General features: G+C 35.7%; 25 protein-coding genes and 3 pseudogenes. 18 read left to right on the plus strand and 10 right to left on the minus strand.

Annotation, left to right across the window (positions count from 1 at the left end; all coding sequences use genetic code 11):
* Both A9G47_RS13210 and A9G47_RS13215 read right to left on the minus strand, forming a co-directional pair.
* A pseudogene (locus tag A9G47_RS13210) lies at positions 1 to 752 on the minus strand (hypothetical protein); the annotation flags it as partial.
* 17 nt (positions 753 to 769) lie between these two features.
* Positions 770 to 3,292 (minus strand): type VI secretion system Vgr family protein, encoded by a 2,523-nt coding sequence (locus tag A9G47_RS13215; protein ID WP_065643102.1) that lies wholly within the window; start codon positions 3,290 to 3,292, stop codon positions 770 to 772.
* Between the two features lie 675 nt (positions 3,293 to 3,967).
* Between A9G47_RS13215 and A9G47_RS13735 the strand changes: the two are divergent.
* The 9 genes and pseudogenes from A9G47_RS13735 to agp form a co-directional block, all read left to right on the plus strand.
* Positions 3,968 to 4,181 (plus strand): annotated as a pseudogene (locus A9G47_RS13735) (transposase); the annotation flags it as partial.
* Between the two features lie 384 nt (positions 4,182 to 4,565).
* The gene (gene agaR, locus A9G47_RS13220) at positions 4,566 to 5,348 is read left to right on the plus strand and encodes a transcriptional repressor AgaR (protein WP_065643103.1); all 783 of its coding nucleotides are present in this window, start codon (positions 4,566 to 4,568) and stop codon (positions 5,346 to 5,348) included.
* Positions 5,349 to 5,397: 49 nt separating this feature from the next.
* Positions 5,398 to 6,564, plus strand: a complete 1,167-nt coding sequence (locus A9G47_RS13225; protein WP_065643104.1) for an SIS domain-containing protein — start codon at positions 5,398 to 5,400, stop codon at positions 6,562 to 6,564.
* 46 nt (positions 6,565 to 6,610) lie between these two features.
* Positions 6,611 to 7,099 carry a PTS N-acetylgalactosamine transporter subunit IIB gene (agaV, locus tag A9G47_RS13230; protein WP_065567826.1) on the plus strand — a complete coding sequence of 163 codons (489 nt, stop codon included), beginning with the start codon at positions 6,611 to 6,613 and terminating at the stop codon, positions 7,097 to 7,099.
* A gap of 13 nt (positions 7,100 to 7,112) precedes the next feature.
* Complete coding sequence (gene agaW, locus A9G47_RS13235) at positions 7,113 to 7,898, plus strand: PTS N-acetylgalactosamine transporter subunit IIC (protein WP_065567827.1); 786 nt, start codon at positions 7,113 to 7,115, stop codon at positions 7,896 to 7,898.
* Positions 7,888 to 8,784 (plus strand): PTS system mannose/fructose/sorbose family transporter subunit IID, encoded by an 897-nt coding sequence (locus A9G47_RS13240; RefSeq protein WP_065643105.1) that lies wholly within the window; start codon positions 7,888 to 7,890, stop codon positions 8,782 to 8,784. The genes agaW and A9G47_RS13240 overlap by 11 nt, the downstream gene beginning before the upstream one ends.
* A gap of 10 nt (positions 8,785 to 8,794) precedes the next feature.
* On the plus strand, positions 8,795 to 9,232 hold the full coding sequence (agaF, locus tag A9G47_RS13245; protein ID WP_065580214.1) for a PTS galactosamine/N-acetylgalactosamine transporter subunit IIA: 438 nt from the start codon (positions 8,795 to 8,797) through the stop codon (positions 9,230 to 9,232).
* Entirely contained in the window at positions 9,222 to 10,388 is a 1,167-nt protein-coding gene (nagA, locus tag A9G47_RS13250) for an N-acetylglucosamine-6-phosphate deacetylase (RefSeq protein ID WP_065643106.1), read from the plus strand. Before agaF ends, nagA begins: the two co-directional genes overlap by 11 nt.
* A 103-nt stretch (positions 10,389 to 10,491) precedes the next feature.
* Entirely contained in the window at positions 10,492 to 11,757 is a 1,266-nt protein-coding gene (gene agp / locus A9G47_RS13255) for a bifunctional glucose-1-phosphatase/inositol phosphatase (RefSeq protein WP_081303680.1), read from the plus strand.
* A 210-nt stretch (positions 11,758 to 11,967) separates the two neighbouring features.
* On the opposite strand, the gene A9G47_RS13260 is transcribed toward agp, so the two are convergent.
* From A9G47_RS13260 to gatA, 7 genes are all read right to left on the minus strand, one after another.
* A complete protein-coding gene (locus A9G47_RS13260) occupies positions 11,968 to 12,822 on the minus strand; it encodes a tagatose bisphosphate family class II aldolase (protein WP_065567831.1) in 855 nt (284 codons plus the stop codon).
* 23 nt (positions 12,823 to 12,845) lie between these two features.
* Entirely contained in the window at positions 12,846 to 13,790 is a 945-nt protein-coding gene (gene lacC / locus A9G47_RS13265; protein ID WP_065643107.1) for a tagatose-6-phosphate kinase, read from the minus strand.
* Between the two features lie 187 nt (positions 13,791 to 13,977).
* Positions 13,978 to 14,751 carry a DeoR/GlpR family DNA-binding transcription regulator gene (locus A9G47_RS13270; RefSeq protein WP_065580210.1) on the minus strand — a complete coding sequence of 258 codons (774 nt, stop codon included), beginning with the start codon at positions 14,749 to 14,751 and terminating at the stop codon, positions 13,978 to 13,980.
* 92 nt (positions 14,752 to 14,843) lie between these two features.
* Positions 14,844 to 15,887 (minus strand): alcohol dehydrogenase catalytic domain-containing protein, encoded by a 1,044-nt coding sequence (locus A9G47_RS13275; RefSeq protein ID WP_065567834.1) that lies wholly within the window; start codon positions 15,885 to 15,887, stop codon positions 14,844 to 14,846.
* Positions 15,888 to 16,003: 116 nt separating this feature from the next.
* The gene (locus A9G47_RS13280; protein ID WP_065567835.1) at positions 16,004 to 17,353 is read right to left on the minus strand and encodes a PTS galactitol transporter subunit IIC; all 1,350 of its coding nucleotides are present in this window, start codon (positions 17,351 to 17,353) and stop codon (positions 16,004 to 16,006) included.
* A gap of 4 nt (positions 17,354 to 17,357) precedes the next feature.
* Entirely contained in the window at positions 17,358 to 17,642 is a 285-nt protein-coding gene (gatB, locus tag A9G47_RS13285) for a PTS galactitol transporter subunit IIB (protein WP_065567836.1), read from the minus strand.
* Positions 17,643 to 17,655: 13 nt separating this feature from the next.
* Positions 17,656 to 18,108 (minus strand): PTS galactitol transporter subunit IIA, encoded by a 453-nt coding sequence (gene gatA, locus A9G47_RS13290; protein WP_065567837.1) that lies wholly within the window; start codon positions 18,106 to 18,108, stop codon positions 17,656 to 17,658.
* Positions 18,109 to 18,593: 485 nt separating this feature from the next.
* Here gatA and A9G47_RS15110 point away from each other — a divergent pair.
* From A9G47_RS15110 to A9G47_RS14560, 6 genes and pseudogenes are all read left to right on the plus strand, one after another.
* A pseudogene (locus tag A9G47_RS15110) lies at positions 18,594 to 18,698 on the plus strand (RHS repeat-associated core domain-containing protein); the annotation flags it as partial.
* Between the two features lie 342 nt (positions 18,699 to 19,040).
* Positions 19,041 to 19,334 carry a hypothetical protein gene (locus A9G47_RS13295; protein WP_065566323.1) on the plus strand — a complete coding sequence of 98 codons (294 nt, stop codon included), beginning with the start codon at positions 19,041 to 19,043 and terminating at the stop codon, positions 19,332 to 19,334.
* Between the two features lie 179 nt (positions 19,335 to 19,513).
* Positions 19,514 to 19,624 carry an RHS repeat-associated core domain-containing protein gene (locus A9G47_RS15115; RefSeq protein ID WP_081303682.1) on the plus strand — a complete coding sequence of 37 codons (111 nt, stop codon included), beginning with the start codon at positions 19,514 to 19,516 and terminating at the stop codon, positions 19,622 to 19,624.
* Positions 19,625 to 19,968: 344 nt separating this feature from the next.
* Positions 19,969 to 20,334 (plus strand): hypothetical protein, encoded by a 366-nt coding sequence (locus tag A9G47_RS13300; RefSeq protein ID WP_065566322.1) that lies wholly within the window; start codon positions 19,969 to 19,971, stop codon positions 20,332 to 20,334.
* A gap of 223 nt (positions 20,335 to 20,557) precedes the next feature.
* Positions 20,558 to 21,007 carry a hypothetical protein gene (locus A9G47_RS13305; RefSeq protein WP_218057485.1) on the plus strand — a complete coding sequence of 150 codons (450 nt, stop codon included), beginning with the start codon at positions 20,558 to 20,560 and terminating at the stop codon, positions 21,005 to 21,007.
* A gap of 15 nt (positions 21,008 to 21,022) precedes the next feature.
* Positions 21,023 to 21,178 carry a hypothetical protein gene (locus A9G47_RS14560; RefSeq protein ID WP_218057486.1) on the plus strand — a complete coding sequence of 52 codons (156 nt, stop codon included), beginning with the start codon at positions 21,023 to 21,025 and terminating at the stop codon, positions 21,176 to 21,178.
* 148 nt (positions 21,179 to 21,326) lie between these two features.
* On the opposite strand, the gene A9G47_RS13310 is transcribed toward A9G47_RS14560, so the two are convergent.
* Positions 21,327 to 22,208, minus strand: coding sequence for a LysR family transcriptional regulator (locus tag A9G47_RS13310; protein ID WP_081303681.1), 882 nt, complete (start codon positions 22,206 to 22,208; stop codon positions 21,327 to 21,329).
* 104 nt (positions 22,209 to 22,312) lie between these two features.
* On the opposite strand from A9G47_RS13310, the gene A9G47_RS13315 reads away from it, so the two are divergent.
* From A9G47_RS13315 to A9G47_RS13325, 3 genes are all read left to right on the plus strand, one after another.
* Complete coding sequence (locus A9G47_RS13315; RefSeq protein WP_065643108.1) at positions 22,313 to 22,897, plus strand: cysteine hydrolase; 585 nt, start codon at positions 22,313 to 22,315, stop codon at positions 22,895 to 22,897.
* A 147-nt stretch (positions 22,898 to 23,044) separates the two neighbouring features.
* Complete coding sequence (locus A9G47_RS13320; protein ID WP_065643109.1) at positions 23,045 to 23,740, plus strand: HAD family hydrolase; 696 nt, start codon at positions 23,045 to 23,047, stop codon at positions 23,738 to 23,740.
* A 389-nt stretch (positions 23,741 to 24,129) separates the two neighbouring features.
* Positions 24,130 to 24,495 carry a hypothetical protein gene (locus tag A9G47_RS13325; protein ID WP_065566318.1) on the plus strand — a complete coding sequence of 122 codons (366 nt, stop codon included), beginning with the start codon at positions 24,130 to 24,132 and terminating at the stop codon, positions 24,493 to 24,495.
* Positions 24,496 to 24,601: the final 106 nt, after the last annotated feature.

The following is a 24,601-nucleotide window of genomic DNA, read 5'->3' on the forward strand; positions in this document are numbered from 1 at the left end:
TTTGCTGTTGTGCCAATATCTTTATGCCAAACATAACCCGTAATATTGCTCAATTCATGTTGAAAGCCATCTGGTGTTACCACCGCCCCTGCGGTTATCGACACAATTTTATACCAACCAGACATACCGCTTTTTTGTTCACCTAAACGAACTTTACTGCCTTTAAGCAATAACCCCACAACCTTTGTGTTTTTTCCATTTTCGCGTATCACGCTGCCAGCAATGGTGTCTGCGTTTTTCTCATCCACTTCTCCGGCTTTCGCTTGCCAATAATGGGGATAAGTAACCTGACTATCGCTTTCTTGTTCTTTTTGCTGATAACCATACCAATCGAGTTGATGCATATATAAACTGTATAAGGTTATTGAGGGTGGCGTGTCGGTTGCTTTTGCGACTTTAGGCATTTGTAACTGGTGTCTGACTAAGGTAAAGCCCGTTGAAAAATAAGCCACTTTTTGGCAGTCTTGGTAAGCTTCGTCTAACTGTTCATTGTCCTGATACACTATTTTAGGATAAATATTATCGACTCGGTAAGCAATCACTTCACCATGGGCCATACAACGCACTACATTATCATTATCCAGCTTTTTTAGTACGCCTTTATCAATATGAATGCCCCCATGCCATATGCCATTTTCACCAAATGGGTAGAAGCCACTACTCGCTTCTGATAATGCTTTATAATACGCATCTTGACTAAGTTGCTCTTCACCAACGGGAAAGTTGAAATTGTCGATTTTTTTTATGGTCATGTTGATTGCCTTATTCCTTATGCCGAAAAGCCTTTTGAGTTAAACGATACCTGTTTTTTTAATAAGACTTCGAGCTCTCGATTATTATTATTCAGTTTTGCAGATATATGATTACTTGCTGGCCCCATCTTTTGCATCACGTTACATTTAAGATACACATTATCTTGCGTGCCCAGTTCAATCCCTTCACTGCTGATTTTGATGTATGAACCACCACAGATAAGCTTGATTTCATCGCTGGCGGTAATAGTCACTTTGCCGTCAACGCTATCCACTTTGATATCTTGCTTGGCCGCCATATTGAGGTTGGCATTTTGGGCTTGCACTGCAATATCGCCTTGGTTGGCAAACAGTTTCATGCCTGATTTATGGGCAAATAGCCCTATTGCTTCGCCAGATGATACGGTGATGTTTTTTAATGCGGCGATATCGGTTTGGTTTTCACTGGTTAGGGTTAAGCTATTGCCTGTTGTCAGTTGGATGTTTTCTGGGCTGGTTAAGGCAATGCCTTCTTGCGCATAGGCCAGTAGGCCACTTTGGGTTAGCTCACTTAAGTTGGCTTTAAGCTGGTCTTGACTGTCGGTATCGGCGCTGTGTGCGTCGGACTGAGTAGCGGCATTTTGTAGCGCTTTGGCAATTGATAAGGCGTTTTCAAGTTGCGTAATGGCCGCTTGCATATCCAGTTGTTTGCCTTGGGCTTTCGGCTCGGTTTGGGTGGTTAAGTATAAGCCTTTGTTGGCAGCAATCGCCCCCCATTCATCCGTCCTCAGTTCAAAGCCTTCACCGCGTTGTGCTTTTTTTTCGTTAACAAGGTGACCAAGGTTAAGTTGGCTTTTGCCGTATTCGGTGGCGAGTTTGATATGCTCTTGCCCGCGTTTATCATCCATGCGCAGTTTGTTGTTGGCGGGGGTGCGAATGACATTGCGGTGTTTGTTAATGGTGGTCACATGGTCAGGGTGGGCGCTGTCGTGCATGGCATGGGCAATATACGGCCTATCGGGATTACCATTCATAAAGGCAATCGCCACTTCCGTGCCGTCAATTAACGGGAAGTGAAAACCATAAGTGTTACCCGAATAAGGTTTGGCTAAGCGTACCCATAAGCTTTCATTGCCCTTTTTCCATTCTTTTAAGTCAAAGTTGAATTTAACTCGGTAGCGCCCGTGAGTGTCAATATAGCCGTAGGTGTCATTATCAGGGCTAGTCACTCGTGCGGGTAAGGTGCCACTGACTTGTGGCCAGCGTATGGGCGCGGGGCGATAGGGTTTTAAGGCTTGATAGGGAATAGCGGTAAAGGTAAGTGCATAGGCATCAGTACGGTTACCTTGCCCTTGCACACTTAAAATGAGGATACCGTCATTAATATTCGTCAGTGGACTGCCGTTGATATTAATCCATTGACCGGGGGCAAGGTTATAGTGATTACTCTTACCTTTAATGATAATTTGCTGGCTAATCGCCTGTTCATGGCGAATACGGGCATACCACTGACCACTTTCAATCTGATTATCGTTTTGATTATCGTTATACTGGTTATTACCATTAGGATTACCATGGTTACCAACGCCATTGTTATTTGTGTTACTCGTTTGCGAGTTATCTTGTCCGTTGCTATTTAAGCCTTTATAGTGCTCGGCATAACGGTAGTCCTTGCCATCGGTGGTGAGGACTTTGGGTTGGGTGTTGATATCGGTGAGTAAATCGGCTTTGGCATTACGGTAGTTGTAGTCTTGAACGGTCACTGAGGCCGGTACCACTTCGCTATGTAAGGTGATATCCCAAACACTTTCCACACCCGTATCGGCCATACCACTCGGCGGTTTATAGTCGATATTAGCCACCTGTACATAGCCTTGTTCATAATCACTTAACACCATCACATCACAGTCATGCTCGACATGGGTTTCAAAGCGAAACCAGATACCGACATCGGCCAATAAGCGTTGAATAAATTCTAGGTCACTTTCTTGCCACTGGGTGATAAACTCCCGTTCAGGATAATTGTCTTTGAGTGCTAACTGGTAATCAATACCGGTAAAGCCGTGGCTGCGTAGCACTTCTTCAACCACACTGACCACGCTTTGATTTTGAAATAGGGCATTATTTTTCCCTATCGCTAAGCGAGCTAATCGGGAAGATAACACGACTTGGTAATGGGCTTCATCTTTATTGACTGATAGCTGGCTAAATTCAGTGATGACCCCATGCAAGGTGCGTTTATTGGTGACGGCGGGCAAGTCGCTTAGTGAACGAATAGCGGAAGTTAATGGCTTGTTAATAACAGGATTAAAGGAGAAAGTCGATTTTTGATTAAGGAACGCATCGGGCGATAAGGTTTTGTCAGGGCTGGTAAAGGTAACCACATAATGCCAAGGTTGATTTAACTGCTCATCACCATCAACATGCAAAACTGAAATTGGTGCGGTCAGCCCGTCAACGGTTAAGGTATAGCGGTTATGGCTAACACCCCCTAAGCCGGCCATTAAATGGCTAAACTCACCACCAAGTTGATCCAAAAGGCGATTAAGTTCATTCGACATGTTTTGCTCTCCTATTATTCCTCATAATTTATTCCGTTTATTTTTATTTTAGTTATTATTTAATCGTATACTCAGCATGACTGAGTGCAAAAAACAGACAATTCAGCCAAAAAGCATACACTGTTTTAGTGTGAAATTTAATCTTTTTTTTCAATTGTTAAATAAATAGTGCTGAATATTAATGGGTTATATTAGTTAAACCAGTAAGTGATAACCGTTTAACGTTTTAGCTAAATAAGGGATTTAAGCCATTCGATGCTTTGTGAAAAATAATTTATTAACCCATTGAATTTAAAATGATTTCATGCTGAAACGGTATAGATTCCTGAATATTTTTTACAAAAATGATTGTATTTTTGCGCCAATAAATAGGAGGAATAATGTTTATATAAAATCCTTATATAAATAGTAAGCCCATCCAAACAGCCAAGGGAAAGTAGAAAGTGTAATATGTCCTTTAAGCGTGAGGTATTATCCGTAAATATGGCATGAGTAATTCAACTTTCTATAAATGGCGGGAAAGTTAGCGATTTCTGATAAAGATGCGCATTAGATAATGCATAATCAACCAACTGTTTTTTGAACTCTGTGCTAAATTTTTTGATCATAATGTGTTCTCCTATGATTGTTAGTTATATTATAGGGGTGGTATTTGGCTATTTTTTGGGCTAGGTTCAATCATGGCGCTGCCATTGGGATAATCTAGCCACCTTTTTTGCCTATCCGAAAGATATTGGTAAGGCAATTTATACCACCAATACAATAGAATCACTGAACAGCGTCATTCGCCATGCTATCAAGAAGCGCAAGGTTTTTCCGACGGGTGATTCGGTGAAAAAGGTGATTCGAACAAGCATCAGAAAAATGGACAATGCCAACCCAAAACTAGAAAAGTGCAATGAGTCGGTTTATTATAGAATTTGGTGACAGAATTCCCTGTCATCTTTAACCGGCAAAAACACAAAATGTAGGATAGGGTCTCAAATTATGAAATTTGTGATCTTAATCACACCACTAAATGAAATTTAATTTTTTTTAATTTTTTCCAGGCTTTTCTTTTTTTAATTATGAATTCTCTGATAATTACGTAATTAACCGGATTGTTACTCATTTCATACTATAAGCGATATTCCACTTTCCTTTCGTTTCGCTTCAAATAAAAAGGGTTTTTTACTTTTTTTTATTAAATTATTTTTGTGACCCACCTAACATTTTCATTCTCTTCCTTATGATTAAATTTCATAAAATAACGTAATAAAAAGAATGGTCTATCATGAGCCAAGAAATAATCAATACATTACAACGCAGAGAAAAGATCATACATTTGCTTGAGAAAGAAAATACCGTATTAGTAAATAATTTGAGTAAATTGTTCAAAGTTTCAACCGTCACCATCCGTAATGATTTGCGATACTTAGAAAAAAAAGGATGCGCGTTTCGTTCATATGGTGGGGCAATGATCAATAAAGCTTTTGTCCTTGATAAACCACTACTTGATAAAAGTCGTATTAATTCAGACATAAAAAATAAAATTGCCCAAAAAGCCGCTAAGCTGGTCAATAACGGCGATCATATTATTCTTGATTCAGGATCGACTACCGCGTCCATGGTTCCATATTTGCTCCAAAAGAAAAATCTTATTGTATTTACAAATGCCATTAACATAGCTTATGAATTATCAAAGAATACCGAAATTGAGGTCATTGTTGCTGGCGGGAATATTAGAAAAAAAGCGTATTCCATTTCAGGGCCAACCGTTGAACAACAATTGAAGATGTATCACTTTGATAAGCTCTTTTTAGGTGTAGATGGTTTTGATCTAAACGCAGGGATCACCACTCCCAATTTTGGCGAAGCTTCAATTAATCGAATAATGTGCCAAGTATCTGAGCAGATTATTGCTATCACCGATTCTACAAAATTTGGTCGTAAAAGTTTCTGTATGATAGAAAAAATTAATCTTATTAATACGTTAATCACTGATTCAAATATAAAACAAGATTATTTAAATCAATTAGATGAATTAGGTATTAACGTCATTATTGCTCATTCATAAATGATTATTGTCTTAACAATACAATTATTTAATAAAAAGGGAATATATTATGCAAAAATATTTAAATTATTCATTAGACTGGTTAGAACAACGTAATGCACAACATACGGCTAAAGAAATTTATCAACAACCACAGATTTGGCGTGAAGTGCTTAAATTAGTTACGCAAAAACAAGTTGAATTACAACAATTTCTACAACCATTACTTAATGATCCTGATTTAGACATCATTTTGACAGGAGCAGGATCATCGGCTTTTGGTGGTGTGGCTCTTGCCCCTTGGCTTCGAGAATGTATTCATCGCAATGTTTTTGCCTATGGCACAACTGAAATTGTGGCAACACCGCTACAATATTTTCGGACAAATAAAAAAACCTTGGTGGTATCGTTCGCTCGTTCAGGGAATAGTCCTGAAAGCGTTGCGGCGGTTAAACTTGCCGATCAATTAGTTCCCGATTGTTATCATCTATTTTTGACCTGCAACCCAAATAGCACGTTAACCGAGTATGCCTCTAAAGCCAATAATAAAAGCCGTATTTTTGAATTAATTATGCCTGAAGGGACAAATGATTTAGGTTTTGCCATGACATCAAGTATTAGCTGTATGCTGCTAGCAACGTTATTAATTTTCGGCAATTTTGATGAGAAAAAAGCCCATGATGCGGTAACCAAAATTGCAAATATTAGTGAAGAAAAATTAACAAGTTGGCAAACACTTACCAAGCAATTAGCCACAAAATCACATCGTCGTGTTATTTACGTTGGCAGCGGTTGTTTTACTGGTATCGCTCAAGAATCAGCATTAAAGATCTTAGAACTCACCGCAGGTAAAATAGCCAGTCGATTTGATTCAATATTAGGATTACGTCACGGACCTAAATTTATGGTAGATAAGCAAAGTTTAGTTGTTTGCTTTTTCTCTAATGATACGTATATACATAAGTATGACACCGATCTATTTAATGAGCTTGCAAATGATCATATTGCCACCGATGTATTAGCGTTAAGTGGTCAAGAATGTAATAATCAAAATATATTATCAGTTGACTGCGATCTTGATGATTGCTGGCTTATCTTCCCTTACCTTATTTTTGCCCAAATGCTTGCTTTTGAGAAATCATTAAGCTGTGGATTAACTCCAGATAACCCTTGTCCAACAGGAGAAGTCAATAGAGTGGTAAAAGGTGTGACTATTTACCCTTTTAATAAAGTTTAAATAGATAGTTATTCAAAATTAATAAACTCAAAAAGGAGCAATGAATATGAGTACACCCAATATTCTTATGACACGTATTGATAATCGTTTAGTTCATGGTCAAGTTGGTGTAACTTGGGTTAATGCACTTGGATCTAATTTATTATTAGTCGCCAATGACAATGCAGCACAAGATCCTGTACAACAAAATTTAATGGATATGGTTATTTCTGAAGGAATTCAAACGCGTTATTTTACCCTTCAAAAAACCATTGATGTTATTGGCAGAGCCGCTACTCACCAAAAAATTTTTATTGTATGTAAAACTCCACAAGATGTTTTAACTTTAGTAAAAGGTGGTGTACCAATTAAATTTGTCAATGTAGGCAATATGCATTTTTCAGAAGGTAAAAAGCAAATACATAAAACCGTATCCGTTGATGACAGTGATATTGCGGCGTTTAAAGAGCTTAATCAATTAGGTGTCACTTGTGAAATTCGTCGCGTACCTGACGAAGTCGGCGAAAAAATCACAGATTTACTCAATTTATCTTAATGAGGGATGCGGTATGTTAATGGATGCATTATTGATTGGCATTCTGGCAGGTATAGCTGGTGTAGATCTATTTGATGGACTCACTCACCTGCACCGGCCGGTGGTAATTGGCCCTTTAGTTGGGCTAATTTTAGGTGATGTAAAAACAGGGTTGTTTGTTGGTGGTTCACTAGAACTTGTATGGATGGGAATGGTGCCTTTAGCCGGTGCTCAACCGCCAAATGTAGTTATTGGAGGAATAATTGGCACAACATTTGCTATTTTAACTCACGCTGATCCTAAAATTGCTATTGGTATTGCTGTGCCTTTTGCCATCGCAGTACAAGGCTGTATCACTATTTTATTTACGATCTATTCACCTATGATGCATAAGTGCGATCGTTTTATTGATCAGCTCAATTTCAGAGGTATTGAATGGATTAACTATTTGGGTATGGTTATTTTATTTTGTTTTTATTTTATTGTTGCATTTTTACCTATTTATTTGGGGGCAGATACAGCAACGGCGCTAGTAAAAAAATCACCTCAATGGTTGCTTGATGGACTTAGTGTTGCTGGTGGTATGATGCCTGCTATTGGCTTTGCCATGTTAATGAAAATCATGATTAAGAAAACTTATGTTGCTTATTTTATTCTTGGTTTTCTTGGTGTTACTTACCTTAAACTCCCAATTTTAGCAATTGCATTGGGCGCATTAGCTATCGCGATGATTGATTTCTTTAATTATAACCGAGATAACAGCGACAAAGATAAACCAACAAGTTCAGTGGATTCAATGGAGGTGGAAGATGGGATTTAATGATGATGATGAAACTAAAATGGCAGCAAAAGCTGAACAACGAATGGAACAAGCATTAGCCACCAGTAAAACAACAGCCGATACTTATTATGACCAAAGTCAAGATGTCACTTTAACTAAAAGTGATATTAATCGTATGGCATTTCGATCACTTGCACTACAGGCTTCATTCAACTATGAACGAATGCAAGCTGGCGGTTGGCTTTTTACTATTTTACCAGCCTTATGTAAGATTCATAAAAATAAGGATGATTTGAAAAACTCTATGCACATGCATATGGAATTTATCAACCTACACCCTTTTGATGCGACCTTTTTATCCGGCTTAGTGTTAGCGATGGAAAGAGGGAAGGAAAATATTTCAACGATCCGAAGTGTTAAGGTTGCTTTAATGGGGCCATTAGGCGGCATTGGTGATGCATTATTTTGGTTAACTTTATTACCAATATGCGCAGGTATTGGCGCATCATTAGCTCTAGATGGCAGTTTGTTTGGTCCTATTATCTTTTTATTATTATTTAATATTGCCCACTTCGGTTTACGTTTTGGACTGGCTCATTACGGTTATCGTGCAGGTACCAGCGCATTACCTTTATTAAAAACCCATACAAAGCGGATTTCACATGCAGCATCCATTGTCGGAATGACTGTCATTGGCGCGCTAATTGCCTCGTATGTACATTTAACAACGCCACTAGAAATCCATATAGGTCAAACGCACATCGCTTTACAAGCTGATGTTTTTGATAAATTAATGCCTAACTTATTACCACTAGGATTTACGCTCATTGTTTATTTCTTGATGCGACGTAATTTTTCCCCAGTTAAATTAATTGGTTTAACCGTTGTAATTGGCGTTTTGGGCAAATTAGTAGACTTTTTATAGAGGAAACATAATGGTCGGAGTAATTTTAACAGGCCACGGTAGCTTTGCTACTGGCCTTTACCAAGCGGCAACCCAAATTGTGGGAACACAAGCACAATTTGATGCGATTGATTTTCCTGATGGTATGAGTAGTGAATCATTTGAACAACAATTAGCCACATCATTAGAACAGTGTAATAAAGGTGACGGTGTTATTTTTTTGACGGATATCGTTGGAGGTACACCGTTTAAAGTCTCTGCAATGCTAAGTTTTCAATTTAAGCATATTGAAGTAATTAGTGGCATTAATATGCCACTTTTACTTGAAATTTTATTACAACGAGATGTATTAGATATACAAACTTTGCGTTTAGAAACCATCAAAAACGCTAAAAATAGTATCAGTAGTCTATGGCATGAACAGCAAAAAAAGTCATCTATCAATAAGGAGTTTGCCGATGGGATATAAAACAATTTATGCCAAACGACTATTAACTTCAACAGGCTGGCTAGAAAATACGGTCATCCGCATTGAAGGTGATAAAATTAGTGATATTAATGTAAGTGATAAGCCGTGCTCAACCGATATTAAAGTATTGCCTGCGCTCATTGATACCCATATCCATGGGGTCATGGGAGCAGATACCATGGATGCGACGCACAACTCATTAAATACAATGAGCTGTTTTTTAGCTAAACATGGTGTTGGTGCTTTTTTAGCAACAACCGTAACTGAAAGCCATGAAAAAATTGAAGCCGCATTAATACAAGTTAAAAACAGTATAAAACAAGGAGTAGATGGCGCAACCTTATTAGGCTCATATTTAGAAGGTCCCTTTTTTACAGCGATCCACAAAGGAGCTCATCCAGAGGAGTTATTACACAACCCCGAACTCACATTAATAAAAAAATGGTTAAAACTATCAGAAGGAACCTTAAAAAGCATTGCTTTATCGCCTGAATATCCTGAGTCACTATCAATAATAAAATGGCTATGCGCCCAAAAAGTTCGTGTTATGCTTGGGCATACTAATGCGGACTATCAAACAACAAAATTGGCACTCTTAGCAGGGGCTAGTGGTGTAGTTCATTGTTATAACGGTATGTCTGGATTAAATCATCGCCAACCGGGTGTTGTTGGGGCTGCTTTGTCCATGAATAATTGCCAAACAGAAATAATCGTAGATGGATATCATGTTCATCCCGCCGCGGTTGCTATCGCCCACCATTGTTGTGGTGAAAATCTATTGCTTATCACTGACGCAATGCGAGCAACAGGAATGCCTAATGGTGATTACCATTTAGGAAAATTATTAGTACATAAGCATGATAATGTAGTGCAAACCGAAGCCGGTGGTTTATCAGGTAGTGTTTTAACGTTAGATCGCGCTGTGCATAACTTAGCTAAGTTTACTAATATTTGTTTTGAATCGGCTTGGTTGCATGGTAGCTATTACCCAGCCAAAGCATTAGGAATGGATCACGAGTTAGGCAGTGTTACCCCAAATAAACGCGCTAACTTGGTATTACTTGATAACGAGAATGATTTAATTGCTACCATTGTTAATGGAAATGTCGTCTACAAATCAAAAAAATTCAAGGAACAATATTTATCAGATAGATAATGATTTTGTGTCATATTAAGTAAAATGGCATAAAATAAATTTTAAAAATTAATTACTTAATGATGTAATAAGTAATGCAATAAGGAACGTAAAAGGAACTCATATGAAAAAAACAATATTAAATGCAATGTTAAGTTTTGCATGTATTTTATCATTTCCAACGTATGCAATAGATAATCATGATGACTACACTTTAGAACAAGTGGTTGTTTTTAGTCGCCATGGTTTACGTGCTCCGTTAGCCAGCCCAACGAGTACTCTTGGTAAAATCACCCCCAATCAATGGCCACAATGGGATACCCCTGCCAGTTATTTAACAATCCGTGGCGGCATATTAGAAAACTATTTTGGTCATTATTTTAGTGAATGGTTAACTGATAATAAACTGCTACCTGCTGACAGCTGTCCTAGCGAAAAAGATGTCTATATTTATACTAATAGCCTACAAAGAACTATTGCCACAGGACAATATTTTACCGTTGGTGCATTTCCTGGTTGTATTTTGCCAATCATACATAAAGAAGAATTAGGTAAAATGGATCCATTGTTTTTTCCTGTAATTAAAGATGATAGCATTGAATTTAAACAAGCTGCTATTACTTCAATTAATAAGAACGCGGATATAAATGGTATTACTGGTTTAAACAAAAATCTAAAAAGCATATATCAAGATATGGCAAATATAATTGATTACCAAAAATCAAAAAATTGCATTACTGATAAACAATGTGATTTTTTTTCCTCACCAACAGAATTGATAATAGAAAAAGGTAAAGAACCAGGTATCACTGGTCCACTGCGTGTAGGTACATCACTTGCCGATGCCTTTATTTTACAATATTATGAAGGAGCACCGTTAAACAACGTTGCTTGGGGTAAAATAAAAGACGAACAACAATTTAAACAACTTGTGACCATTAAAGAAAGCTATAATACCGTGCTATTCGGTTCGCCAGTTATTGCAAAACATGTTGCGGCAAATTTAGTTAATTATATTAATTCGGCTTTTTCTGATAATGATAATAAAGAAACAACCAAATTTACTCTTTTAGTCGGACATGATTCAAACGTTGCTTCGTTATTTTCAGCGATGCAAATCCAGCCTTATCACTTACCGAACCAATTTGAAACAACGCCGATTGGCGGTAAAATTGTATTCCAAAAATGGCGTGATAATCGCAGTGGTGACAAATTGATGAAAATTGAGTATTTTTATCAATCAACTAAACAAATTCGTGATTTATCACCATTAAATCGTAATAATCCACCACAAAAAGTCACGTTGACTATGACAAATTGCCCAACGAATGCAATGGGGTTCTGCTCTTTTTCAACATTTAAACACGTGATGAGTAATATCACTAATTAATTAGTACTATTCATAATAAGCACGTCTTTATTGCTTATTATGAATATAATCAACACATAAGAATATTACCTTTATCAATTTCTATATTATTTTTTAAGTTTTTTTATAAATTATTATTGGTTGATAAATTTTAACCAGCAGTATCAACTACTGGTTATGAATTTATAAAAAGGCTACCTAAATCAAAAAATAATTATTTTAGATTTCATACTATAATTTGCCTTCGCTACCACAAATGCGGATTTTATCTGCGACAATTTTTTTCATTGCGGTTTTTGCTGGTTGCATGTAATGCCTTGGATCATTGGCATCAGGATGTTGTTTAAAATCTTGTTTTAAAGCATCTGAAAAAGCAATTTTTAATTCTGTTGCTACATTAACTTTACAAATTCCTAATGAAATTGACTGTTTCACCATCTGCTCAGGTATGCCAGAAGCGCCATGTAAAACCAATGGAATATCGACTTTATCACGAATTTTTGCTAAACGATCAAAATCCAGTTTAGGTTCGCCTTTATATAAGCCATGAGCAGAACCAATGGCGACCGCTAAAGAATCAATCTTTGTTCTCTCAACATACTCTTTGGCCGCATCGGGATCAGTAAAAGCACTGTCTTTAGCATCAACAATAAGATCGTCTTCTTGCCCGCCTAATCGACCCAATTCTGCTTCAACACTCGCATTGTATTTGTGGCTAAAAGCAACCATTTTGCTAACAATATCAATATTTTCTTCAAATGGATAATGAGAGGCATCAATCATAATAGATCGAATTCCCGCCTCTATTTTGGTTTGAATATCATTGATATCTTCATGATGATCTAAATGCAAAGCAAAAGGAAAATGATTAATGCTTGCCGCGGTTTTACAAATGCTAATTAAATAGTTTATTCCTGCATAACTATAAGTTCCAGGTGTTGCAGCAAGTATCACCGGTGATTGCATCTCTTTAGCTGTGTCAATTACAACTTGAATTGTTTCAAGATTGTGTATATTAAATGCAGGTACTGCATAACATTCACGTTGAGCCTTTTTTAACATTTCTTGACTTGAAATAAGATACATAATTTACTCCTTAAATAATCTATTTATTTTTCAATGATATGTATAACATTAACTTGACGGTAATAATGGTCATAGTTAGCCATATTGACAAAGCCGGTTTGCGGTTCCATTGTATTTAGCATTCCCATCGTCATTGCACGTTTAAGCATAACCTCTACAGTTTCATTTTCATGAATACTGGCAGCAAGTCCGGCTAATGTGACATCACCAGATCCAACTGGGTTAACCACAGTTATTTTAGGAATTGAAACTTGGTAATATTGATTGTGGCAGCGAGCAAAAGCGCCGTTTTGGCCTAGTGACAAAATAACAAAAGGAATGTCATTAAGTAATGGATGGTGCAGGGCTTTTATTAATGAGCTTGTATCATTTTCATCAATATCCATTTGAATAATTTGTTTTAGCTCATCTTTATTTGGTTTAATTAAGTAAGGTTTATCTTTTGATTTCAATACAGCAATTAACGTCTTACCTGAGCAATCAAGCAAAACAGGAATTTGATGCTTATTCGCTTTTTCAGTTAATTGGGTATAAAAATCGACGGGAAAACCTTGTGGTAATGACCCTGAAATCGTGATAACCGTCGATTGACTTAGTAATTTTTGATAGTGTCTCAAAAAAATATCGACATCGTGGTTATCTAATACCGGCCCTGATTCTAAGATTTCCGTTTGATATCCTTCATGTAAAATTGCAATACAGTTTCTTGACTCGTGTTGGGTAACATAAAAGTTATAATTAATATTATCGTTATCTAATTGCTTTTGAATATATTCCCCTGTTGTTCCACCAATAATACCTGATGCAAGAACAGGAATTCCTGAATATTTTATGCCGCGAGTAACGTTAAGTCCTTTCCCTCCTGCGGTTTTTTTTACCTCTGCAACTCGATTAATATCATTAATAACCAATTTATTTAATGGGTACGATATATCCACTGAAGGGTTCATCGTAATTGTTAATATCATATTCTCACCTACGCATTAATAACGTTGGGAGAAATAACAAACTTAAATACCCGAAATCATTAAACCGACTTTACTAAAAAGAAAAAAATCACGCGTTTCTTTTATCAAACCTAAATAAGCAATCGTCTTTGGTTTTATGATAGGTTAAGTATATTTTAAAGAAAGTACACTATTGTAAACACAAATATTAAACCGCTATAAAACTAATACCCTTTGCCTCAAATTCATGCTTACAGCTATCGTCAACCTCATTGTCCGTAATGATTGTATTAAGTTGGCTAAGTGGTAACACCACGTTTATACCATTGCGCCCAAATTTTGATGAATCCAAAACAGCAACCACATTTTTGGCGGCATGAGCCATAATACTACTAATAGTGTAACCTTCATTAAAGGTTGTTATTCCTCTTTTTGCATCAATTCCATCCGCACCAACAAATAAAATATCAGCAGAAATGCCATCCAACGATTGCTCAGCAATTTTTCCATGAAAAGAACGAGTCTTGTGCCTAAGCGTACCACCACACATAAATAACATAATGTCACTATTGTCGGATAAGATAAATGCTGAGGTAAGACTATTGGTAATAACCGTAATATGCTTTAATTTCACAAGCTCTTCAGCTATCAACATGGTGGTACTGCCACTATCTAAAATAATGGTATCACCCTCTTTAACATATTTAACCGCTTCAATTGCAATACGCTTTTTAGCTTCTATAAATCGCTGATAACGTTCTTCTAATTGCAGCTCTTTAAATGATCTTGTATCACTGTTATTAATGATTTTGGTTGCACCACCATGAAAGCGTGTTAGTTCTCCTTGTTTTTCTAACAATCTAAGATCAGTTCTAGTTGTTACTTCTGAAACATTAAATTGTTCTGATAAATCACAAACTAACACAGTTCCTTTTATATTAAGGAGCTCTACTATTTGTTGACGTCTTTCACTTGCATTCATAATATTTCCTTTTTCGAAAATTTTTTAGCAGTGTATAACAAACAAAATCAAAAAATAAGTTTTCATTTTTAATAACTGACTAAATCAAATAACTAAATGCAATTTAATAAAATTTTGCCATTCATAGAACGTCCATTTAAAGCGCTAATTTGTCTAATAAATGACTCAAAATCACCAACACTCGCAATAAGTTCATTAAGTTTGATTTTTCCATCTATAAAATACTGGCTAACTAGCTCCCATTCTTTCCCTGGCCATGGAGCAGAATAATTCATCCAACTACCTAACATTTGTAATTCTTTCCGTAAAATAAGCCCAAATGTTTTTTCTGAAAGAGTAATATCGTTATGAAGTGTACCAATCAAACCAACCTTTGCTCTTGGGCCTGCAATTTCAATAGCCAATCTGACCGTAATCGGGGAACCAGCTGTTTCTAATACAATTTGATCAAAGCGAGATGCAGATAAAGCCTGATGAATTTCTTCGGTAGTAAGGTCTTTAGAATTATAAATAGCATCTGCACCTAATTGTTTTGCAAGATTGAGCCGTTCATCATTGATATCTAACACGGCTATTGATTTCGCGCCCATTGCTTTTGCACATTGCATAGCAAGTAGCCCTATGGTTCCGCCGCCAACAATCACGACATTTTTTCCTTGGCATCCCTTTGCCAATAATAATGCATGCATTCCAACCGTCATTGGTTCAAAAAAAGCGCCCTCAAGCAGACTGATTCCTTTCGGTAATTTGAATGCGTTTTTCTTATCTAATACAACATATTCAGCAAAACCGCCTGTTATCCTTGAGCCAACAAAAGTATAATTTTTACAAAGTGAGTAGTAATGCTTTTGGCATTCATCACATTTAAAACAGGGTAATAATGGCACGCAAGAGATTAAATCACCAACTTCAAACTCGGTTACACCACTTCCTATTTCTACAATTGTGCCACTGAATTCATGCCCAAGCGTAATTGGATAAAAATGAGCGCCATGATGAAATATTCGTGGAATATCTGAACCACATAAGCCACAATAAGCAACTTTTACTAAAATTTGTTCTGAAGACGTTATTTTGGGGATTTCAATATTTTGTATTAATAAGGCTCCCTCTTCATTAACAACAACCGCTTTCATATTATTTTCCTTTATTGGCAATAAAATTATATTGAGGTGTAGCTTTTACTAGCTTTTTAGTGAAATCATTTTACTTATCTTGATAATTTTTATTTGAATTTATCTGTTTAAGCTATTTATTGAACTTTGGACAATAATTTGTTTTTTGCACGTTTCCATGTCAAAAATAAGCAAAATAAATAAAATATTCCAATAACTGCTAGCCCAATAGGTTGTTTCAAATTAACCAACTGAACCATAATGTAAGTAATCGGCGAGCCACCTTGATCCATTGCGGCGACCGAAACCCCATTATCTGCAGTAACAGTGCCAGCATTAATGGCTAGTTGAGTTGTCAATGGAATCATTTGTGTGGAAATCCAGAGTGTGATAGCAATAATGATTGAGCCTGACACAATAATTCTAAATAAATTACCTTGATGAACAGCAACTCCCATCGCGATAAAAAATCCAATTGTTGCCAAATCACCAAATGGTAAAACTTCGTTACCCGGCAAAATAATGGCAATGAAAATACTTAAAGGAATAAAAATTAAGCTAGCCGATACTACGGTTGAGTGGCCTAATAGCAGTGCGGGATCCAAACCAATTAAAAAATCTTGCCCACCAAATTTTGATTGTAAATGTTTACGGGCTTGTTTAGATATTGGCGTTAAACCATCCATAATAGGCTTAATCACTCGAGGCATTAATAACATTACCGCCGCAGTTTGAATAGCTAACTGCAATATTTCTTTTACGCCATATCCTGCTAGTAATCCTAAAATAATTCCCATAAATAAGCCTACTGTCACTGGCTCACCAAATGCACCAAACCGTTTTTGTATATCCACCGCATTAAAATTAATCTTATTAACGCCTGGAATCTTTTCAATGAATGCGTCAACAAAAACCGCAATTGGACCACAATAAGCCGATGTGCCATGAGGGACTGCAATACCATCAAGTTCAAAAAAATCTTTGGTATCTTTAGCAAACCAATCACCAAGTTTATAAGCAATAATGGCATGAACGATAACGCCAAGAATACCAAGCCAATAAGAGCCTGTAGCAATATAAACAAGTGCACCAGAAAATGTCATGTGCCATATATTCCAAATGTCCACATTAACGACTCGAGTTAATTTTAAAATTAACATAACAATATTTACTGCAATTGCGATAGGAATGGCAACTAAAGCGATTTGTGATGCCCAAGTCATTGGCGCTGCACCTGGCCATCCTACATCAATAACATTTAAACTAATATCAAATCGTTCAGCCATCGCTTTAGCGGCTGGCCCAACCGAGCTAGTTAGCAATCCGACAACTAAGCCGATACCAACAAAACCAATACCTATATGAATACCCGCTTTTAAGGCATCACCCACTTTCATTCTTAATACCAAAGAAAAAAGAATTATTACAATGGGTAACATTACCGATGGACCAAGATCCAAAATATACTGCATAATTTCAGTAAACATAGATTTACCCCTTTAAAATAAGTAATATTTTTTCTTTTAGTTGATCAATACCTACACCAGAGACAAAAGGCATACCGTGCACAATTGGAATATCACCAAAATCTTGATCCATTTTGGCCGTAGTACAAATCAAATCAACATCATCGATAAAGGTATTAATTTCATTAATACGGCATTGAATAAGATCTAGTTGAATGTTATTTTCGTTACATAATTCTTTTATCTCTTCTGCCGCCAAAGTTGATGTTGCAACAGCACCACCACATGCAACAATAATCTTCTTTTTCATAATGCCTCCAAACTTATTGATTAAATATCACGTTATTAAAACGAACCACTATTTCATTTTGTGGAGCGTTTAATAAAAATTGATAAAATTCTTTATTTTGTAAATTTGAGAAAAGTGCTTTTAATAGTTCAATTTGATCTTTTGGCGAAGTGACAACAAGTGAAATAATCAATGACACATCAACGGTACTATCATCATCAGCCCGGTTAAATTCAACTGGTAGCTGGGTACGAAGAATAAAAATAGCTGGAGAGTTAGCATGCTCTGCTTCACAATGAGGGATGGCAACAGCATAATTATCAAAAGCTATCCCTGTTGGAAATAACGCTTCCCTTTCAAGTAATGCTTTTAAGTGACTTTGTTTAACAAGATTCTTTTGTTGTAATTGCTCACTAATATAAGTTAATGCTGCTAATTGATTATCAAATGTAAGGTTGTCTTCGAAAAGAAGCTGACATTTATTCATATTTGATCTCCATTATTGTTTTATCCACTAAGTTTTTAGTTTAACTTTCGAAAACAAAACTATAATGAAAGATTAATTACTTTCGAAAATAAAATCAAACAAAGAAATTTATTTTTGTGATCGAAATCAATTTATTAAAATAACGTTTAACCAATAAACAACTTTCTAGTTAAAAATTAAAACCCGATCCAGATCACAAAAAAACTTTTTTAAATTGTAAAAGAGTATTAACTTGTACAGGTTACCCATAATAGAAATAAAGAATTTACTCTAGCAAAAAAAGTAAACACGTCTTTGTATTAATGGTGTGTCAGAGTGTGGTAAATCAGTGGTAGCCAAACAGTACTACTTTAGGGAATAGTTTTTTAGGGAATAGTTTCAATCGCATGAGGCATTAAATAATATGACACCGATCTAATATAAAACGTTAAAACAGGCTGCCTAATTTTCTACGCGAGTTGTGTGCTAAGTTTGGGGTATTTACACTGCATTACAATACTTTCAGGTACTATGATCCGGATATAGATAGATTTACTCAGCCGAATCTGGTAGGTTTAGCTGGCAGTATTAATCTTTATCAGTATGCGCCTATTGGATTGAGTTGATCCGTGGAAATTGAGTTGTTTCAAAATTCATTCGTGAATAAAAGAAAGTAATAAACTTTTTTAAAAAGCTGAGATTATAGGAAAATCGCATCAATCAAGTATCGTTCATTTAACAAAAAAACTTCTTTTAAAGAATAAAAAAATCAGACTGTCGCACCAAAACCCATAGGTCATGGATTTTCTGAAACTAGAGTTCGATATGGGCACGTGTTTATTTCAGAGAAATAAATGATAGTATAATTGAAATATTAGTAAATCTAATAAGGCTAATGAGCAAATAGTTATCAATGAAGTTTTAAAAGTATTTGGTAAAGGAACTTAAGTATTATGAATATTAAAATTTTAAACTATGATCGGGATCTTAATCAGGTCAATGATAATGTTGATGTTGAAGTTTTTTTAGACAATGGAAAGCGGTATGCTGCAACATTTTTCACTATCGAAAATATAATTTCTATTTTGAATAAGTATAAAGAGACAAAAGAGTGTTGTAATGGCTTATATTTTTGGGCATCAGATATGATTATTGTTGAGAGTTTAAATGATAAAGTAATAAATAAAACGATACAGGATTTGATAAAAAACGAAGAATTTCATCATGTTTTCTCATTATTAGAGTAATTAATCAATGTAGAAAAGATCGTACATCTAAATTTTCATCGCTTTTATTTCTTTGCTACCTATTTTGCTACCTATATTGTAGAAAATCAGCTATTAGTTATGAAGTATAATGATACAAAAATAGTACAGGTATCGATACAATATAATTCATACTATCAAGGTTATAATTTAGACAAGTAATCAGTTTACATTACAATACTTTCAGGTACTATCATCCAGATACAGGAAGATTTACTCAGCCAGACCCGATTGAGCTGCTGGTGGGTTTAATCTGTCCAGTATGCGCCTAATGCTTTGACTTGAGCCGATCATTTAGGACTGAATGCTCACCATGTAAGGCAAAAAGCGATTAGGCAAAATCTTGTAAAAGGGTATTATCCCTGCTATTTTAGTTCCCAAAGTTGGACATAAGTTCCTTACAGATGAAGTTGAAATTGTTGCACGTAGTAAAATTAACTCTAGAACAGAAAAACCATTTAGTCATGCTAGAGAATTATTAGCTAGAGGTATACGTGAACTAAGAAAGGGTTACCCACAAATACCCAATAATGCTTTTCAGAAATTAATCGCCAAAAATAAAGAAATGTTTCCAGAAATGTGAAAACTAAAACCTAATGGAAAAAGAGGTTGTTAAATGAATAAAATAGGAAAAGATGAATTAATCGTCAACTCAATTTTAGATGAGCTCTTAAATGAACGACTTGAATATTATAAAAATAATTTAAGTAATTCAAGTGAACCTATAAACAGCGATGATCCTTATGCAAGAGCAAGGAGTATTATCGCAAAGCTATCAGATAAAGACCAAGAAAAGATTTTTAATTTTCTGCGTATAGTAATGATAGATACAATGTCAACAATTTTTGGCACCATAGATGGTTCACGTTTTCCTCCTAATATTAGTGGTGATTTCATTCTTGAGTATGATGGAGATGAAATACAAGGTTCATTGCAAGATGAGTTAATTGCCAAAGCAGAAGAGATTGGTGTCTATGATTAATGAATTAATCATTAAAAGTAAAAAATTTTTTTACGCCCCCCCAACCTGCTGGTTAGACAAAAAAACACAACAAACAGAGATAGACCGATTACCGTGATGATTGCACCAAACAGAATTGAAGCGATTGCCATCAAAGATACTGAGAAATCCAGCTATACAATGATGCGCCAACCTATTAGCAGGATCGAAAGCGTGTTCCTAAAAAAAGAGGTCGATGCTAATTATGGCTAAACGTGTTGTTTGGAAGAAAAATGATCTAGTCAATATCCAATTACGTGATAATTTATACACAATTGGACAGATGCTAACCAGCCCTGAAATGCGCTTTTATGATATTTTCAATTCAGATGGTGCATGGCAGAATTTAGATTTAAATAAAATAGAACCCTTGTTCAGCGTTTTTGTTGGGAATGTGATTAATAAGTCGTTAATTCAAGGGAAAATAAAATCCACTACAGTAATACCCAGCTCAAAGCCTAACGAAAGATATTGGATTAAACCCTATACAATTTTAGATTATGGGCACTACAAAGGTGATAGATTTAATTTTCATTTTTTAGGAGGAAAACTAATAGACCTTGTTCCTGATGCCGATGACATTTTAAGTACAACTAGAGCACCAATTATCAAAGAAGATTTAACGCTTCCACAAGATAGAAAGCTTATTGAATAATATGAGCTGACTAATATGTGGGGTGATGTAGATTTACGAGACCGCCTCTGTCGCTATTTTGATACAGGTATTAACCGTGATGATCTGAAATTTGAAGTATTCCCTGATTTATGGGATGACAGAGAAAAATTGCGTCCCCTGACACGCCGCCTACCAGAACCACTTCGTTAAACAGATAATCAAAAGAAAACGGAATTACCCTTTTTTATTTAACTGAATGATTATCAAAAAAACAAGGATAAAGAAACCAAAACCCCAACATAATTACCCCCCTTTTACTTTTATCATAGAGAATTTTCTACTTTTTTGCTGCACTATTTTAGGGGGTAGTTACAATTGTTTTAACCATTTCTAAAAACAGATCTCTTTTTTCATTACGAATCTTTGGGTTCCATACCATAGCAATATCCCACCCTGGTTGTTCAAATTCAGGGATAATGAGTTTAACGCCTTTCGGTAAAAAATGACGGACACTTGCCGGAACAAAGGCAACCCCATTTTTACCTGCAATTAACGCTAAAAGAGATGAAAGGTCACTGGTGGCTGATACGGGATTTGAAAATATATTCATATGGTCAAGCATCATTTTAGTTTGTTCAGCCAAACAAGGTGCTAAGTTTGGCTTTATGTGCAATAAAGAGTGTGTTTCGATTACATAATTAAGATTAGAGGCATTAACTTCAACGTCATCCGGCACAGCAAGAACGATCCGTTCCTTAGATAGAATTATTGAATTTAGAGAATCGTGTACCGGCATTCGAACAAAGGCAATATCCAATTCACCTTGCATCAACATCTTAATTTGAGTACTAGATGGAATTTGTCTGGTAATAACTTCATATTCAGGATATTTATCCGAAAAGGCATGAATCCACTTAGGTACATTTTGGAATGAAGAAATACCAAATCCAATTAATATATAGTTATGTGCATTCTTCTTAATATTACTGGCTGTGATCAAAAAATGATTGTGGTATTTTAAAAGTATTTGCGCTTCGAGAAATATTTTTTCTCCAATATATGTTAATTTTGCTCCATTACGACCTCTAATAAAAAGTTTCATTTCAATAATTCTTTCTAAAGCTTGAATTTGTTTTGTCAATGCAGGTTGAGTTATAAACAAAGCTTCAGCTGCGAGGCGGTAACTTTTAGTTTCAGCCAGTGTTATAAATGCTTTAAGCAGTCGGATGTCGATATTCATATCCATTCCAAATGTTTATCAATAACTGATTTTTTTTTCATTATACACAACTTCCTCAAATGCTTATATTTAAGAAAGTTCAATTTTACATGGAGATAGACATCATGCCCAAAGTAGCTATGTTAACTAATGATTTGCAATATGAATTTACCTACAAAATATCAAAATCACCTGAAGAACTGGAAGAAAAACTTACTAAATTTAATGAATTTTTAAACGGTATCAGGAATCTAAATCATCAAGTTATACATTTACAGTTGATTAATGATCCCAATGATCCAGCAGTGCAAAAAAGATATAAAAATCGAGAAGGTGGTATTCCAGCTTTAGCCGGAAGACCAGAAAATCAGATATTGAAGACAATAAGTCATCCTTCAGATATTGTTGTAGTAAAAGGACGAGATACTGGTTTTTACAACAATGACCTTGATGGTATTCTAAAAAAACTTGGTGTTAATTCAGTGATTGTTACAGGCTTGCAAACTCATGTTTGTGTTCAAACAACGGCAGCTGATGCTTATTCTAGAGGGTACAATGTATGGGTTCCAAGTGATGGCGTTTTTGCTCCTTCCATAGATGATACCAATCGTGCTTTAGAATGGCTGGCAAATTATTGCGCGACAGTAGCTTCCTCTTCTGAAATTTTAGCTCTTCTAGAGAAGCAAGATGATTTGCTGGAACGCAGTTAATGGAGCTAAAAATGAACATTAGATCATTTAGAAAAAATTGATTTAAAACCATACAGCCATAAATTAGTACCAACTAATGATGGTGGAATTTCATTAGGGCAAATAGTTGTTGCTGCATCTATTTTAAACTCAAAAGGATAAAAAATTATGAGTAATGCAATAGAAAAAATTTCCGGTGTTTTATTTGATATGGATGGTGTACTTATCGACTCCAATACTGTTATTGAAAGAGCCTGGATTGAAGCCGGCGCTTTATACGGAGTCAAAGTTACTGATAGTGATATTGTAAATCATATTCACGGCCAACCAGGACCGCACACAATAAAAGCGCTTTTTGGCCACCTTCCAGTAGATGACCAAAAAAAAGTACAGGCCTATATTATTCATGCTGAAAATACTGCTGACTATGATCCTATTCCCGGCGTTGCGCAGTTAATATTAGCTTTGTCCGCTGCAAAAATAAGAGTAGGAATAGTGACGAGTGGCTGGCGAGAAAAAATTGACAGGATCATGGATATGCTTCAGATTAAAGACTGTATTTCCGTGATTGTAGAGCGTGATGATGTGTCTCGTGGTAAACCATTCCCTGATCCGTATATTTTAGGTGCGAAACGTTTAATGCTACCTCCCAATAAAACACTGGTATTTGAGGACTCAATTAGTGGCGTTACCTCTGCTGTTGAAGCCGGTGCATATTGCGTAGGTATCGGAGAAACAATACTTATCAAGCATGGTGCTAAAACTGCAATAGCTAATTTTTTGGAAGTTAAAGTAAATAAACAAGATAATGGCGATTACAGTATCTCGTTGGATCGCGATCATGAAGTTTTTATAGAGAATTGATAAAGGAAATAAAAATAGAATCAAAAGCAAGATGTGCTGTTACTGTATTATTTTACAATGGATTTATAACTGGCGCTTGGGCGATTCAAATTGCATAATTTGCACCACGTTTTAATGTCACGGACGAAGTAATTGGTTATTTTATTCTTACTTTTGGTCTTGGCGCATTATTTATGATGCCTATATCCGGGATATTAATGTCTAAATTTGGGTCTCGTCAAATTGGGCAAATTTCGGTATTATTTGCACTATTAGTTAGAGATATACGTTAGCTAAAAAGAGTTTACCCACAAATACCCAATAGTGCTTTTCAGAAATTAATCGCCAAAAATAAAGAAATATATCCAGAAATGAATACAGTAAAACCTAATGGAAAAGGAGGTTGTTAAATGAATAAAATAGGAAAAGATGAATTAGTAGTTACCTCACTTTTATCTATGCTTTTGGATGATACACTTGAATATTATAAAATTCATTTAAGTGATCCGAGTAAATCCACAAACGATAATGATCCTTATGCAAGAGCAAGAAGTATTATCACAAAGCTATCAGATAAAGACCAAGAAAAGATTTTTAATTTTCTGCGTATAGTAATGATAGATACAATGTCTACGATTTTTGGCACCATCGATGGTTCATGTTTTCCTCCTAATATTAGTGGTGATTTCATGCTTGAGTATGATGGAGATGAAATACAAGGTTCATTGCAAGATGAGTTAATTGCCAAAGCGGAAGAGATTGGTGTTTACGATTAATGAATTAATCATTTTCCCTCGATCTGCTAGTAGGTAAAAAACACAACAAACAGAGATAGACCGATTACCGTGATGATTGCACCAAACAGAATTGAAACGATTGCCA

The organism is Gilliamella sp. WF3-4, assembly GCF_001690275.1.
GTDB lineage: Bacteria > Pseudomonadota > Gammaproteobacteria > Enterobacterales > Orbaceae > Gilliamella > Gilliamella apicola_C.